This is a genomic window from Microtetraspora fusca (assembly GCF_001570365.1).
Taxonomy (GTDB): domain Bacteria; phylum Actinomycetota; class Actinomycetes; order Streptosporangiales; family Streptosporangiaceae; genus Microtetraspora; species Microtetraspora fusca.
Genome location: NZ_BBYK01000055.1, coordinates 84,983 through 98,911, shown reverse-complemented (window position 1 = coordinate 98,911; position 13,929 = coordinate 84,983). Strand labels below are relative to the sequence as shown.

14 protein-coding genes are annotated in these 13,929 nt (G+C 69.4%); 7 read left to right on the top strand and 7 right to left on the bottom strand.

Annotated elements, in window-relative coordinates:
- Positions 1 to 56 precede the first annotated feature (56 nt).
- Both AWQ68_RS24730 and AWQ68_RS24725 read left to right on the top strand, forming a co-directional pair.
- Positions 57 to 590 carry a flavin reductase family protein gene (locus tag AWQ68_RS24730; RefSeq protein WP_066944166.1) on the top strand — a complete coding sequence of 178 codons (534 nt, stop codon included), beginning with the start codon at positions 57 to 59 and terminating at the stop codon, positions 588 to 590.
- Complete coding sequence (locus AWQ68_RS24725) at positions 587 to 1,279, top strand: MOSC domain-containing protein (protein ID WP_066944164.1); 693 nt, start codon at positions 587 to 589, stop codon at positions 1,277 to 1,279. The genes AWQ68_RS24730 and AWQ68_RS24725 overlap by 4 nt, the downstream gene beginning before the upstream one ends.
- 157 nt (positions 1,280 to 1,436) lie before the next feature.
- Here the strand turns inward: AWQ68_RS24725 and AWQ68_RS24720 are convergent, their stop codons facing one another.
- Complete coding sequence (locus AWQ68_RS24720; protein ID WP_066944162.1) at positions 1,437 to 2,105, bottom strand: TetR/AcrR family transcriptional regulator; 669 nt, start codon at positions 2,103 to 2,105, stop codon at positions 1,437 to 1,439.
- A gap of 111 nt (positions 2,106 to 2,216) precedes the next feature.
- Between AWQ68_RS24720 and AWQ68_RS24715 the strand changes: the two genes are divergently transcribed.
- Positions 2,217 to 2,783: an NADPH-dependent FMN reductase gene (locus AWQ68_RS24715; RefSeq protein ID WP_066944306.1), complete on the top strand. Its 567-nt coding sequence runs from the start codon at positions 2,217 to 2,219 to the stop codon at positions 2,781 to 2,783.
- Positions 2,784 to 2,785: 2 nt separating this feature from the next.
- Positions 2,786 to 3,946 carry a serine hydrolase domain-containing protein gene (locus AWQ68_RS24710; protein WP_218007011.1) on the top strand — a complete coding sequence of 387 codons (1,161 nt, stop codon included), beginning with the start codon at positions 2,786 to 2,788 and terminating at the stop codon, positions 3,944 to 3,946.
- 285 nt (positions 3,947 to 4,231) lie between these two features.
- Here AWQ68_RS24710 and AWQ68_RS24705 read toward each other — a convergent pair whose 3' ends face one another.
- From AWQ68_RS24705 to AWQ68_RS24695, 3 genes are read right to left on the bottom strand one after another with little or no spacing between them, the layout of a single operon-like run.
- Positions 4,232 to 4,528 carry a FeoC-like transcriptional regulator gene (locus AWQ68_RS24705; protein ID WP_066944158.1) on the bottom strand — a complete coding sequence of 99 codons (297 nt, stop codon included), beginning with the start codon at positions 4,526 to 4,528 and terminating at the stop codon, positions 4,232 to 4,234.
- Positions 4,525 to 6,660: a ferrous iron transport protein B gene (gene feoB, locus AWQ68_RS24700; protein WP_066944156.1), complete on the bottom strand. Its 2,136-nt coding sequence runs from the start codon at positions 6,658 to 6,660 to the stop codon at positions 4,525 to 4,527. Before feoB ends, AWQ68_RS24705 begins: the two co-directional genes overlap by 4 nt.
- Positions 6,653 to 6,880: a FeoA family protein gene (locus AWQ68_RS24695; RefSeq protein ID WP_066944154.1), complete on the bottom strand. Its 228-nt coding sequence runs from the start codon at positions 6,878 to 6,880 to the stop codon at positions 6,653 to 6,655. The genes feoB and AWQ68_RS24695 overlap by 8 nt, the downstream gene beginning before the upstream one ends.
- Positions 6,881 to 7,151: 271 nt before the next feature.
- On the opposite strand from AWQ68_RS24695, the gene AWQ68_RS24690 reads away from it, so the two are divergent.
- Positions 7,152 to 7,757, top strand: a complete 606-nt coding sequence (locus AWQ68_RS24690) for a DUF1707 SHOCT-like domain-containing protein (RefSeq protein ID WP_066944304.1) — start codon at positions 7,152 to 7,154, stop codon at positions 7,755 to 7,757.
- 100 nt (positions 7,758 to 7,857) lie between these two features.
- Here the strand turns inward: AWQ68_RS24690 and AWQ68_RS24685 are convergent, their stop codons facing one another.
- Positions 7,858 to 8,532, bottom strand: a complete 675-nt coding sequence (locus tag AWQ68_RS24685; RefSeq protein ID WP_066944152.1) for an HAD family hydrolase — start codon at positions 8,530 to 8,532, stop codon at positions 7,858 to 7,860.
- A gap of 205 nt (positions 8,533 to 8,737) precedes the next feature.
- Between AWQ68_RS24685 and AWQ68_RS24680 the strand changes: the two genes are divergently transcribed.
- Entirely contained in the window at positions 8,738 to 9,682 is a 945-nt protein-coding gene (locus AWQ68_RS24680; protein ID WP_066944150.1) for an ATP-binding cassette domain-containing protein, read from the top strand.
- Positions 9,679 to 10,428, top strand: coding sequence for an ABC transporter permease (locus tag AWQ68_RS24675; protein ID WP_066944148.1), 750 nt, complete (start codon positions 9,679 to 9,681; stop codon positions 10,426 to 10,428). Before AWQ68_RS24680 ends, AWQ68_RS24675 begins: the two co-directional genes overlap by 4 nt.
- On the opposite strand, the gene AWQ68_RS24670 is transcribed toward AWQ68_RS24675, so the two are convergent.
- Both AWQ68_RS24670 and AWQ68_RS24665 read right to left on the bottom strand, forming a co-directional pair.
- Positions 10,412 to 13,504 (bottom strand): AfsR/SARP family transcriptional regulator, encoded by a 3,093-nt coding sequence (locus AWQ68_RS24670; protein ID WP_245656072.1) that lies wholly within the window; start codon positions 13,502 to 13,504, stop codon positions 10,412 to 10,414. The two genes, AWQ68_RS24675 and AWQ68_RS24670, sit on opposite strands and share 17 nt — an antisense overlap.
- A complete protein-coding gene (locus tag AWQ68_RS24665; RefSeq protein ID WP_157545663.1) occupies positions 13,498 to 13,893 on the bottom strand; it encodes a hypothetical protein in 396 nt (131 codons plus the stop codon). The genes AWQ68_RS24670 and AWQ68_RS24665 overlap by 7 nt, the downstream gene beginning before the upstream one ends.
- Positions 13,894 to 13,929: the final 36 nt, after the last annotated feature.

Below are 13,929 nucleotides of genomic sequence, written 5' to 3'. Positions count from 1 at the left end.
GTCCCGGCTCGCGGGTCGGGCGGTCAGACCGCCCGACCCGCCTCGGAGGAGGAAGCATGACCCTGTCCACCACCACGTCCCCAGAGGAGCTGTTGCGCCGGGTCCTACGGCGGCACGCGTCCGGCGTCACCGTCGTCACCGTGCCGGGGCCGGCCGGCTTCACCGCGACCTCCTTCACGTCCGTCTCGCTGCGCCCCGCCCTGGTGTCCTTCTATCTGGGCCGTACCGCGTCCACCGCCGGAGCCGTACAGCGGGCCGGCCGGTTCGCGGTCCACCTCCTGGGAACGGCCGACGCCGCCCTGGCCGCCCGGTTCGCGGCGAGCGGCGCCGACCGGTTCGAGGGAGCCGCCTACGAGACGCGGGCGGACGGCCTTCCCGTCCTCAGCGCGGCCCCGGCCTGGCTCATCGCCCGGGTCGTCAGCCGCCGGCCCGTCGGCGACCACATCCTCGTCGTCGGCGAGGTGGAGGCGGGCGCGGTCCGCGAGGAGGCCGTGCCGCTGGTGCATCATGACGGAGCGTTCGCGCTGGCGTCGCGGCTGACTCCGGACGGAGCGCGGGGGACCGGCGGGCCGTACGGGAGCGAGCCGTGACGCGCGAGAGGTCCGGCGCCCGCGTCCTGGCTGTCAGCGTCGGCGCCGTCGGCGACCTGCCCTGGTACGACCGCGCGATCCGCAGCGCGATCGCCAAGAAACCGGTCGCCGGGCCGGTGCCGGTCACCGCCCTGGGGCTCGCGGGCGACGAGCAGGGGGACCGGTCCCGGCACGGAGGACCCGACAAGGCGCTCTGCGTCTTCCCCGTCGAGCACTACCGGCACTACGAGCGGCTGCTCGAGCGGCGCCTCGACCGGCCCGCGTTCGGCGAGAACCTCACCACCACCGGCCTGGACGAGGGCGGAACCCGCATCGGGGACGTGCTGCGCGTCGGCGAGGCCGTCCTGCAGGTCAGCCTGCCCCGCAACCCGTGCTACCGGCTCGGCGCGCGGTACGGCGTCAGGGAGCTACCGGTCTGGTTCGAGCGCAGCGGCCGGACCGGGTTCTACCTCCGGGTCCTGAGCGAGGGCGAGGTACAAGCGGGCGACGCGATCGAGCTCCTCGACCGGCCCCGTCCCCACGCGACGATCGCCGAGGCCAACCGTGTCATGCACCACGACAGGCACGACCACGCCGCCGTCGAGGCTCTCCTCGTCCCCGAACTGGGCGCGAGTTGGCGGCGCACGTTCGAGCGCCGGCTGGCCGGGCAGATCGACGACCTTGCCTCCCGCCGCTACGGCCCCGAGTAGTGCCAGTTCTACCGCCGCCCTCCACCTGGGGCCCGTGGTCGACTCGTCGTGGAAGCGCACGCCGAGGTCAGGAAGGTGTCGGGGAGCCCCCCGGTGGCTTTGAACGGGATCAGATGCCCGGCGGTGACGCCGCCCCAGTGGCCGCCGGCCGCACCGGTTACTCGGGGCTCCTTCGGGGTTCGCCGCCCGAACCGGTGTGCGGTCCTTTCCGGTAATACGTCAGGAACATGTCGACACCCTTGGTGATGAGGTCGTCGGTGAGGCGTGGATCGAGCCTGTCGCCGTAGGCGCTGTGCACGATATGCGGATACAGCACCAGCGCATAGAACTGGGTGATCGCCAGGTCCATGTCGGGGATGTCCAGGTCATCGCGGGCGTCGAGCGCCGCTGCCAGCGGCCCGGCGAAACGGTCGGGCCCCTGCTCGCGCCAGGCGCGGCCGAGCTCGGGGAAGCGCCGCGCCTCGGCGGTGATCAACGCGCGCAGGGCGAGCACCTCGGGCTGGACCAGCCCCTCGACCCAGTCGCGGGCGGTGGCGGTCAGGACCTCACGCAAGTCGTCGCCGGAGCGCAGGCGCTCCTGCATGGCGCGCATGGTCCGGCCGAGCGCCTGTTCGAGCGCGTCGTTCACCACCTCGGTGAACAGCTCTTCCTTGCCGGCGAAGTGGTTGTAGACGGTCACCTTCGACACTCCCGCTTCGGCGGCGATGTGGTCCATCCCAGTGCCGAAGCCCTGCTCCAGAAAGAGCTTGTGCGCCGCGCGCACGATAGCGGTCCGTTTGCGTGTCGCGCGTTCTCCCGATGGGGCGCGTCTGGTCGTCGAGGTCACCCCGCCATCCTATCTGAACTGTACAGTTGAGTTCACCTGTACTGTTCTGTACAGTTCAATTCAGTTGGCTCGGGGTCGGCCGGGCCGTACCGATTCCAAGAGAGAGTGCTGATGAACGAGCTCAAGATCCTGGGGATCTCCGGGAGCCTGCGGGCCGGTTCCTACAACACCGCCCTGCTCCGTGCCGCCCAGAAGTTCACGCTCCCCGGGGTCAGCGTGGAGATCTACGACCGGCTGCGCGACATCCCGCCGTATGACATGGACCTGGACACCCCACACGGTAGGCCGGTCGCCGCGCAGGACCTTCGCGACAAGGTCAATGCCGCCGACGGCCTGCTGATCGTGACACCGGAGTTCAACTACTCCGTCCCCGGCGTGCTCAAGAACGCCATCGACTGGGCCAGCACCGACTGGACGGGCGCCGAGGGAGCTCCCCTGCTGCGCAAGCCCGTCGCCATCGCCGGCGCCTCCCCGACCAACTTCGGTTCCGTGCGTGCCCAGCTCGCGCTGCGCCAGGTGTTCGTGTGGACCGACTCCGACGTCGTCGTCAAACCCGAGCTCATCGTCTTCCGCGCGCACGAACGCTTCGACGAGGCCGGCAATCTCACAGACGAGACGACCATCGGCCGGCTGCAGGACCTGCTGAGCGCCCTGGCCGCCAAGGCGAAGGGAGAGTGACCGTGACTGTTCACGGCACGGTCGCCGCTGGGTTCGAGGAGGTCCGGCAGGTCTTCGCGACCCTCGCCGGAGAGGAGGACGGTCTCGGCGCGCAGCTCGCCGTCCGCCACCACGGCCGTCAGGTCGTGGACCTGTGGACCGGCCCGGACATGACCGGCGACTCGCTGCTGGCCCTGTACTCCTCCGGCAAGGGTGCGGCGCACCTGGTCGTGGCGCTGCTGGTCCAGGACGGGACGCTGGATCTCGACCGGCGCGTCGCCGACTACTGGCCGGAGTTCGCCGCCGAAGGCAAGGGCGAGATCACCCTGCGGGACCTGCTCGCGCACCGAGCGGGGGTGATCGGCGTCGAAGGCGGCTTCAGTGCGGCAGAGTTGGCCGACGACAGGGTGCTCGCCCAACGGCTGGCCGGACAGCGACCCTACTGGCGGCCGGGCAGCGCCTACGGCTACCACGCCTTCGTCATCGGGGCGCTGACCGGCGAGGTGGTGCGTCGCGTCACCGGCTGGTCCACTCAAGAGCTGTACGAAGAGCGCGTGCGCGCCCCTTACGGGCTGGATTTCTATCTCGGCCTGCCCGAAGAGCAGGAACCGCGCTACCTGCCGGCGCAGCCGCTGTCGGCGGACAAGCAGGCCCTGGCCGGCCCGATCGCTCCGGACAGCCTGATGGGCATCGCCTTCAACCAGAACGCGACCTCACCCACGGACCTGGTCGAGTTCGCCAACACTCGGGCCGTCCGAGCGCTCGGCCCCACCTCGTCCGGGAGCGTGGGGAACGCGCGCGGGCTGGCCAAGCTGTACGCCGCGGCCATCGGCGAGATCGACGGGCGGCCCCCACTGCTCAACGCCGCGACCCTGGCCGAGTTCACCAAGCCGCACACGCCCGGCGTGGACGCGGTGACCGGCGAACGTGACCACTTCCTGCTCGGCTTCGAGTCCATGGGAGTCCGTTACCCGGAGCTGGGCGCCGATTCCTTCGGCCACAGCGGCGCGGTGGGCGCCCAGTCCTTCGCCGACCCGGGCAGCGGCATCGCCTACAGCTACACCCGTCGCCGCTTCACGATCGGCGGCGGTGGCGGCGCACCGGAAAACCGCCGCCTGATCGGGGTCGTCATGCGCGTGATCGGCGCCCGGAAAGTATCTGAGGATCTCGACGGTAGGCGCTGATGGGTGACCAGGATCCTGGCGAATACCCCATGATCGAGGGCCCTACGGCTCCTCTGCCCGATCGGATGGGGCTGTAGACCCTGGGGAGCGGAAAGTCCCCGCCCATCGGCGCGTTCCAGGAGCCGTCCGGCGGGGGCCTCTTCGTGTTTCGTGAGAGTCAGCCATCAAGCACCGTTGTGATCCCGAGGCTGAGGCTGGGCGACGGCCCCGGCGAGCGGAGGCCGCCGCCCAGCCTCGGAGCCAGGACGCGCCTCAGAGAGTCATTCCGTCAGCGGCCGCTGACGGTCATTTCCCGTTCTCCGGGGGCTCTGGGCTGCGGACGGTGATGGCGAGCAGCACCGGGCCGTCCCGCCGCGTGCCGCACCCCGGCTTGCCGTCGTCGCCGAGGGCGCAGCCGCCGCAGCCGCCGCTCGGACAGGCGGCCGCGATGTCGTCGGCTGAGAGGCGGCCCTTGCGGATCCAGTAGCGGACCATGGCGTCGACCTCGTCGCGGCCGATCTCCAACCGTCGGGCGATCTCGTCCAGACTCGTCCCGCCGCGGGCCGCGGTGATCTCTTCGAGGACCCTGCGCAGCGCGCTCACAGGAAGAGACTTCCCACCTGGAACACCGCCACCGCCAGCAGCCAGGCCAGCGTGAGCTGCATGCCGATGCCGAAGAGGGTCAGCCGTCCGCCGATCTCGGTGCGCTGGGCGGCGACGGTCGTCATACACGGCGTATAGGCGAGCAGGAACACCAGGAACGCCAGCACGGCGGGGATCGGATGGCCGCGCGAGGTCTGCTCGATGGTGCCCCGCAGGGCGGCCCCGAGCCCGTTCGGTTCGTGTCCGTCGGCCGGTTCGCTCATGCTGTACGTCTGGGCCATCGTGGAGACCACGGCCTCCTTGGCGACGAACCCGGTGATCAGGGCGGCGGAGGCGTGCCAGTCGCCGAACCCGGCGGGGGCGAAGGCGGGTGCGACGGCGTGCGAGGCGGCGCCGAAAACGCTGTGTTCGATCGGCGTACGGCCGAACGAGCCATGGCCTCCGAACGGGATCGACGACAGCAGCCACACGAGCGTGACCGTGGCGACGATGATCCCGCTGGCCGTCTTGAGGAAGGCCTGCAGCTTGACCCACGTCTGCGCGCCGATCACCCGTACGGCGGGCAGGCGGTACGGCGGCAGGTCGAGGACGAGCGGCTCCTCGGCCATGCCGCGGAAGAGAGTGCCGCGGAGCAGAAGACCCATCCCGATCACCAGGGCGATCGACAACACGTACATCGCGAAGACGACCGTGCCGGCGGCGCTGCCGAAGAAGGCGGTCGCCACGAGAACGTAGACCGTGAGCCGGGCGCTGCAGGTGACGAACGGGATCAGCAGGCCGGTCAGGAGGCGGTGCCGCCGGTCGGACAGGATGCGGGTGCCGGCCAGGGCGGGCACGTTGCAGCCGAAGCCGACGATCAACGGAAGGAACGCGCGACCGGGCAGGCCGATGAGCCGCATGAGCCGGTCGACGACGAACGCCGCCCTGGCCAGATAGCCGGAGTCCTCCAGCACGGACAGCAGCACGAACATGATGGCCATCAGGGGGACGAAGGAGAGCACCTGCCCGACGCCCGAGATGAGGCCGTTCATCACCAGGCCCCGGATCGCGTCGCCGGCTCCCATCGCGTCCAGCAGGCGGCCCGCCCCTGTGGCGACCGGGCCGTCGAAGAACCCCTGGAGGCCGGTCATGAGCGGCTCCGCCACGGTCGTGGTGAGTACGAACACCGCCCACATGACGCCCAGGAAGATCGGCGGCCCGAACCACCGGGAGGTCAGCACCTGGTCCGTCCGGTCCGACCAGGTGGCGCGCCCGGCGCCGTTTCGGGTCACGACGTCCGCGATCACCTCGTGCACCCATGCGTAGCGCTGCTCGGCGATCACGAGCTCCGGGTCGTCCAACTCGTCGTCCGTGCTCAAGGCGGCGCCGAGGGCGCGTGCGGCGGCGGTGGTCTCCTCCGGAACGCCGGGAACGGTCTCTCCCGCGAGCAGCGCGATCGACAGCCAGCGGGCCGGATAGCGGCCGGCGACGTCGTCGGGCACCTCGGCGGTGACCGACGCCAGCGCAGCTTCGAGGTCGGCACCCAGGACAGGTACGGCCGGCCTGCGGGGAGCGGCCAGGGCCTCCCCGATCACGCGGGCGAGTTCGTCCACACCCTCGCCTCGGCGGGGCACGAGGGGCACGACAGGCGCGTCGACAAGCTCGGCCAGCCGTCCGGCGTCGATGCGGATGCCCCGGCTCTTCGCGATGTCGACCATGGTGAGCGCGATGACGAGCGGCACGCCCGTCTCCATCACCTGGGCGAGCAGGTAGAGGTTCCGGGCGAGGTTGGCGGCGTCGACAGTGATCACGACCAGGTCGGGGCGGCCGTCCATGCCCCGGTCGACGAGCAGGTCCCTGGTCAGCGCCTCATCGGGGGAACCGGGCAGCAGGCTGTAGGTACCGGGCAGGTCGATGAGCGTGATGTCGCCGTGGGGCGAGCGCCAGGTGCCCTGCGCCACGCTGACCGTCTTGCCCGGCCAGTTGCCGACCCGCTGCCGTGCCCCGGTGAGCACGTTGAAGAGGGTCGATTTGCCCACGTTGGGATTGCCGACGAGGGCGACCCGCGGGTCGCCCGCACTGACATTGCCGGGGGTGTCGTCCTCACAGCAGGGCTTGGTCAGCAGCGCCTTGGCCAGCGGTCGCTCATTCACCGGCCGGCTCCACGACCAGTGTCGCGGCCGTGAGGGCGTCGACGGCCACCCGGCCGTCACCGAGGGCCAGGACGAGCCCGCCGTGCATGCCCCGGTTCAGCACCGACAGCACCGCACCCGGCACGAATCCGAGCTCGGCCAGTCGGCGGCGATGTCGTCGGTCACCGGTCACCTGGCACAGCCGCATCAATGCACCTTTGGCGAACTCACCCGGTTTCATGACACCTCCCCGCCTGAGGTTATCTAAGGTTAGCTTCGCCTAACAGCCGGGGCCCGGCCGAGGCAGACGAGCCCGCGCTTCCCTCCGCGGCGTGCCCGCCGATCACCCGCTTGAGGAGAGCTGCCGATCTGGTCGCCTGGACTCAAGATCACGAAAAGGGTGAAGCGGAGCCGTACAGGAGCCCAATACCTAGGCAACCGGCACTGGGAACACCTAACTTGGGCCCTTGGCGAGATCCCCGTCAGGATGAATGAGAACTATCGTGACCAGCATGGAAAATCCCCCTCAGCCCAGGGACTCCCAGATGTCGCATCTGCGCGCCTCGGACAGCAACAGGGAGCAGGTCTCCGCCCTGCTTGGTGAAGCCCTGAGCACCGGTCAGCTGAGTCACGAGGAGTACTCCGAGCGGCTGGACAGGCTTTACCAGGCCAAGACCATGGGAGAGCTCGAGATCCTCACCCACGACCTACAGATCGACCGGCACCGTCCGACCGCGAGCCCGGTGTCCTACGTGCAGGGTGCGAGCTCCGAGTCCGAGAACGTCGTCGCCATCTTCAGCGGTGCCCAGCGCAAGGGGCGCTGGCGGGTACGGCGGCGGACCAAAGCGCTGGCCATCTTCGGCGGCCTGCAGTTCGATCTGACCGACGCCGAGTTCGAGGCGAGAGAGGTCGAGATCACGGTCAACGCGATCTTCGGTGGGGCCGAGATCATCCTGCCCGAGGGGGTGCAGGTGCGCTGCAACGGCGTCGGCGTCTTCGGCGGCTTCGATGTGCACGGCAGCCCGGACGTCGACCCGTCGGCGCCAGTGGTGGTGGTGAAGGGCCTGGCGCTGTTCGGCGGCGTGAGCGGCAAGGCTCGGCGCCGACGCGAGCGTTGAGCGACGCGCCTGGAGCGCTTCAAAGACGTCAGGGCACGATCACTGAGCGGCACGTCGCACCAGCACGAAACAAGAATGATCACGCGGCCGCTGTTGTGAGTTACGGGCGACACCCCGGCCTACGCCTGCCGTGTTCGTGGAGCAGCGCGATGGCGTCGATGACGTCGGAGACCACGTGGTCGGCCGGGTGTTCCTTGCCGGACCGACCCTCGTGGTCGATCCACACAGTGCGCAGGCCGGCCGCGCGGCCTCCTTCGATGTCGGCAAGGAGGTTGTCGCCGATCATCCATCCGCCTTCGCCCGAGGCCATCCCGCACCGCTGCGCGGCGATCTCGAACAGCCCGACGTCGGGCTTGCGGACGCCCTCGACGCCCGACACGGCATAGCCGTCGACCGCTTCCGCGAGTCCGGTCCTGTGGAGCTTGCCGAGTTGGTTGTCCGCGGTGCCGTTCGTGATGATCCCCACTCGCCATCCGGCCGCCCGTAGCTCCGCGAGTCCGGTCAGCACCTCGGGGCGGCACTCGACGAGATGCGGCATCCGCCGACGGTAGGCAGCCCACAGGCTCACCGCGGGAGCGGACAGCTTGAACCGCTCTCGGACCTTGGCGAAGAACAGCTCGCGGTGTGGGAGGCCGTTGCGGTTCAGCCTGATCAGGTGCTGGACGCCTTTGCGGCCGAGCCGGTGCTGTTCGGCGAACTCCTCGGCCCACAACGCGAACGCGGCATCCAGGTCGATGAGCGTCTGATCAAGGTCGAAGAGGGCAAGACGCTGCACGACGCCACTCTAGAAGTGATCGTCAGGGCCTCGGTCATGTGTCGCCGGGCGAGGCCGGGCCGTCCGATGACGCGGTGTTGGAGATGCCGCCGATCCGGACCCGGTACGCCAGCTGAGAGTCGGGCGGACGGTTCCTCGCTCGTGTCAGCGGCCGTGTCAGCACGGCGACGGCCCGGTATCAGCGCGGCTGGCGATCGTGGATGCCATGAACGGTTCAGCGATCGCGGTCTCGGGGCTGCGAAAGGCATACAAGGACAAGGTCGTGCTCGACGGCATCGACCTGGATGTCCGGGCCGGTACGATCTTCGCCCTGCTCGGGCCCAACGGCGCCGGGAAGACCACGACGGTGAACGTGTTGACCACGTTGCTGACCCCCGACGCCGGGAAGGTGGTCGTCGCCGGGCACGACGTGGTCACGGAAACCAAGGCGGTGCGCGCGGCGATCGGGGTCACCGGGCAGTTAGCTTCGGTGGACGACCTGCTCACCGGCGAGGAGAACCTGCTGCTGATGGCGGATCTCCTGCACCTGCCCAAGGCGGAGGGCAAACGAATCGCCGACCGGTTGCTCGACCGGTTCGATCTGGGTGAAGCGGCGAGCAAACCGGCGGCGTCCTACTCCGGCGGCATGCGCCGCAAGCTGGACCTTGCCATGACGCTGGTCGGCGAGCCGCAGATCATTTTCCTGGACGAGCCCACGACGGGACTCGATCCGCGCAGCCGCCGCACCATGTGGGAGATCATCCGGGAACTGGTCGCCGGCGGTACGACCATCTTCCTCACCACCCAGTACCTCGAGGAGGCCGACGAACTCGCCGACCGCATCGCCGTACTCGATCAGGGCCGGCTGGTCGCGGAGGGCACCGCCGACGAGCTCAAGCGCCAGGTTCCCGGCAGCCATGTCCGGCTACGGTTCACCGATCGGCACGCACTCGACGTCGCGGCACAGGTCCTGCCCGCGTCCACAAGGGACGACGAAGAGCTGACCTTGCGGGTACCCGGCGACGGCGGGGTGAGGTCATTGCGCGCGCTGCTCGATCGGCTCGATCGGCATTCCATCGACGTCGAGGAATTGTCGGTGCATACACCGGACCTGGATGACGTCTTCCTCGCCCTTACTGGTCACGCGAACACGAAGGTCAACGCACGATGAACGTCATCTCAGATTCCGCGACCATGCTGCGGCGCAACTTCCGTCACACGACGCGAAATCCCCTGGCGCTGTTCAACGCCATAATCATGCCGATCGTTCTGATGTTCCTGATGGTCTACGTGCTCGGCGACGCGTTCAGCGTCGGCGTCGACTATGCCGATTACGCGACGCCAGGGTTGATCCTGACGACCATCTGCTACGGCATCAGCCCCACCGCGATCGCGGTGAATTCCGATATGACGACCGGATTCATCAACCGGCTTCGCGTCATGAGAGTGTCCCGGGCCGCGGTGCTGAACGCGCACGTGATCGGGACCATGCTACGGAGCCTGGCGGCCATCACGCTCGTCATCGGGGTCGCGTTGCTGATGGGATTCCGGCCGTCGGCGAGTTTCTCGCAGTGGCTCGGCGTGATCGGCATCGTCGTGTTGACGGTACTGGCGATCAGCTGGCTGACCGTCGCGTTCGGTCTCGCGTCGAAGTCACCGGAAAGCGCGGGGCTCGTCGGCGTCCCGCTGATGCTCCTTCCCTTCTTGAGCAGCGCGTTCGTGCCGGCCGACAAGATGGGGCCGGGTGCGCGGCAGTTCGCCGAGTACCAGCCGTTCACCTCGATCATCGAAACCCTGCGCGGGCTGCTGACCGGCTCGCCGTCGGCGGGCTCGGCCATCACGGCGATCGCCTGGTGTGTGGGGATCATGTTGATCGGCTGGGTGTGGGCGCGCGCGTCGTTCACGAAGCGAGCGTGATCTCGGCCAGCTCACGCCAGTCCCGCCGCTGCCCGTCACGGATCGCCTCGGTGAACACCGTTTCACCCAGGCGATTCCGCGTCTCCGCGGTGATCCTGGAAACGTCCGGCATCGAACGATCCGGCGTGCCGCGCACGCCGTCGCTCGCCGCGAGCAATCGCACGGCCTGCTCGTACTGTCCCTGGCGCAGGGCGAGATCCGCGATCCCGATCAGCACCTCGGCGATCAGCGGGTGATACGCCGCCTCCACCGCCGTGCGGAACGCCTCGCTCCAATGCGCACGGGCCTGGTCGAGGTCCTCGGTGAGGTAGCCGTACAGGTCCATGGCCTTGGCGCGGATGAAGTCGTTCGTTTCCACGTTGCCCGGCACCGCCAGCACCGTGGCCAGGTGCCGGCGTGCCTCATCCGGGTCGCCGCGCCAGCGCGCCAGCTGCGCCTTCGAGAGCGCCAGTTCGGCAAGCGCGTCGGGCCAGGTGATCCCGCCCGCGCACCGCTGCGCTTCGGCCATGGCGGACGTGCTGGATCGCTCGTCGCCGAGCAGCCAGTACAGCTGAGCCTGCCGTACCCGCAGGCTGACCACTTCCTCCCTCACGCCCAGCTCGGTCAGCGCCGTGCCCGCCTCTTCGTAGTGCTCACACGCGCGTGCGAACTCGCCGCACATGGCGAGCCGATCGGCCAGGAACGTCAGCGCCAACGAGATCCCCATCCGGTCACCCAGCGTGCGGAACTCGGCAAGGGCGATTTCGGCGTCGATGTCCACGCCGGTCTCGTCGCCGCCGAGCGTGAGCCGGAATCGGCCACGAGTGAGCCTGGCCTGCGCGCGCACCCATGGATCATCGTCTGCGAGGAGCGGCTCCAACGTGGGCAGGAACCCCGTCGGCTCCTGCAGCATCCGCTCCCAAAGCCCGACGAACCCGAGCATGGGGTGGCGAGACCCGCTGCGCCGGGTGACCCGGTACGCCTCGTGGATCCACTCCTGCGCCTGATACTGATCGCGGCCGACCCCGGAGGTCAGGAACACTGTCACGATGGTGTACGCCAGCGCCCGCACCTCATCGGACACCTCACCGGGCAGCGAGGCCGCCGCGGTGCTCAACTCGGTGCCCTCGGCCCTGCGCCCACTGAGGAACCAGTACCAGCCCGCGGCCCCGACCAGCCGCATCGCCTCCTGGGCCCATCCCTCGGCGATCGCCCCGCGCAGGGCCGCATTGACGTTGTCGTGCTCGGCCTCGAGCGTGGCCAGCCATTCCAGCTGCTCGGCCCGGCGCAGGTGCGGATCGGCCGTCTCGGCCAACTCGGTGAAGTAGGCGAGGTGCGCCCGGCGCACCGGCTCGGACTCCCCTGCTTCGGCGAGCCGGTGCGCCGCGTACTCCCTGATGGTGTCGAGCATCCGGTAGCGCGGTGTGCCCTCGCCGTCGGCGAGCAGCAACGACTTCTCGATCAACGCGGTAAGCAGGTCGAGCACCTGCTCGCCGGCGAACGCCTCGTCCCCGCACACCCGTTCGGCCGCTTCCAGGCTCGCCCCGCCGGAGAACACCGAGAGCCGCCGCAGTACGGCACGTTCGGCCTCGGTCAACAGATCCCAGCTCCAGTCCACGACCGCGCGCAGCGTCTTGTGCCGGGGGAGCGCCGTACGGCTGCCGCCGGTCAACAGACGAAAACGGTCATCGAGGCCGCGTGCCAGCTGATCGACGGTCATGGTGCGCAGCCGCGCCGCGGCCAGTTCGATCGCCAGCGGCATCCCGTCCAACGCCCGGCAGATCCGCGCCATGGCCGACAAGGTGTGCGCGTCGGAGCCGATGTCCTTGCGCACCAGACCCGCGCGGTCCCGCAGCAGCCGCACCGCGGGCGAGGACCCGACCTCGGAGAGGTCCGCCTCCTTGGCGGGCAGCGCGAGTGGCTCGACCGGCCAGAGCACCTCCCCGGTGATACCGAGCGGCTCCCTGCTCGTGGCCAGGATCCGCAGCCTCCGGCACTCCCCCAGAAGCCGATCAGCGAAAGCCGCGGCTTCCTCGATCACGTGCTCGCAGTTGTCCAGGATCAGCAAGATCGCGCGCTCCCGGACCGCGGCGATGAGCCGATCCATCGGTTCTCCGCCCCGAGCGTCACCGAGCAGTGCCTGGTCACGCAGGCCGATCGCGGTCAGGGCGGCCTGCCCCAGGTCACCGCCTGCCCGCACAGAGGCCAATTCGACCAGCCATGCCCCATCCGGCAGCTCGGCGAGTATCGTCCGCGCGGTCTCCGTGGCCAGCCTTGTCTTGCCGGAGCCACCCGCCCCCGTCAAGGTGACCAGTCGGTGCCTGATGGCCAGACCGGCGACCGCGGAGATGTCGTCGTCCTTGCCGACGAAACTCGTCAGCTCGGCGCGCAGGTTCGTCCTGCGGTGCTCCGCCCGCTCGCCCAGCTCGCCCCGCAGCAACGCGGTGTGCAGCGCGGAGAGCTCGGCCGATGGATCGGTTCCCAACTCCTCGGCGAGCCGCTCACGCGTCCGCTGGTACACGGTCAACGCCTCAGCCCCACGACCCGCGTCGGCGAGCGCTCGCATCAAGGCCGCCACGAACCCCTCCCGCAGCGGATACGTGGCGACCAGCTCGGTCAGCTCGGAGATCAACTCCGAGCCGCGGCCGAGGCGAATGTCCGCATCCACCCGATCCGCGAGCGCGGCGACGTAGAGTTCGTCCAGACGCGCGACCGCGGAGTCGAACGCATCGTTGTCTTGCAGTGAGATGTCCGCCATGGCCGTCCCGCGCCACAATGCCAAGGCCGAACGCAGCAGATCCGCCCGCGCCGCAGGCTCGGCGGCACGGGCCTGACCGACCAGGTGCTCGAACCGGCATACGTCCACGGCATCAGGAGCCACGACCAGCCGGTACCCGCCGGAATCCGCCTCGATCACAGCGTCCGGCAACACCCTGCGCAGCCTGGACACCAACGCCTGCAAGGCATTCACTTCGTCCGCGGGCGGCCGTCGCCCCCAGATCCAGTCCACCAGCCTCGCCCGGGTGATGATCCGGCCAGGTTCGAGGGCGAGTGCGGCCAGCAGTGCGCGCAGCCGAATCCCAGGAACCTCTACCACGACACCATCGCGGTTCCGGACCTCGAACGGTCCGAGCAATCCGACTCGCACATCAGCAATTTTGCCGAACCGTGGCGATGTACGACCAACCGCCACTGCGCGCGATAGTGCTCGGCGCGGCGGGACTCGTAGTCGGCGGGCGGGTCCTCGTCCGGGTCGCGCCACCGGTCGGCGCCGACGACCCAGATCTCCTTGCGGCGCAGCTGCTCGCGCAGGGTCTGGAAGGTGGCCACCTCGTACACCATGCACGTGACCCGCCGGCGGTCGTGGGTGTCGGTGCGGCAGACCAGGTCGGCGATGCCCTGACCGCACATGACCAGGGTGGAAAGCCAACTGCGCCAGAGAGCGATGGAGACCGGAGGCGGTGGTGGATCGGAACGACTCGACACGAAGCTCCGATGTAAAAAGTTCTATACATGAGGTAA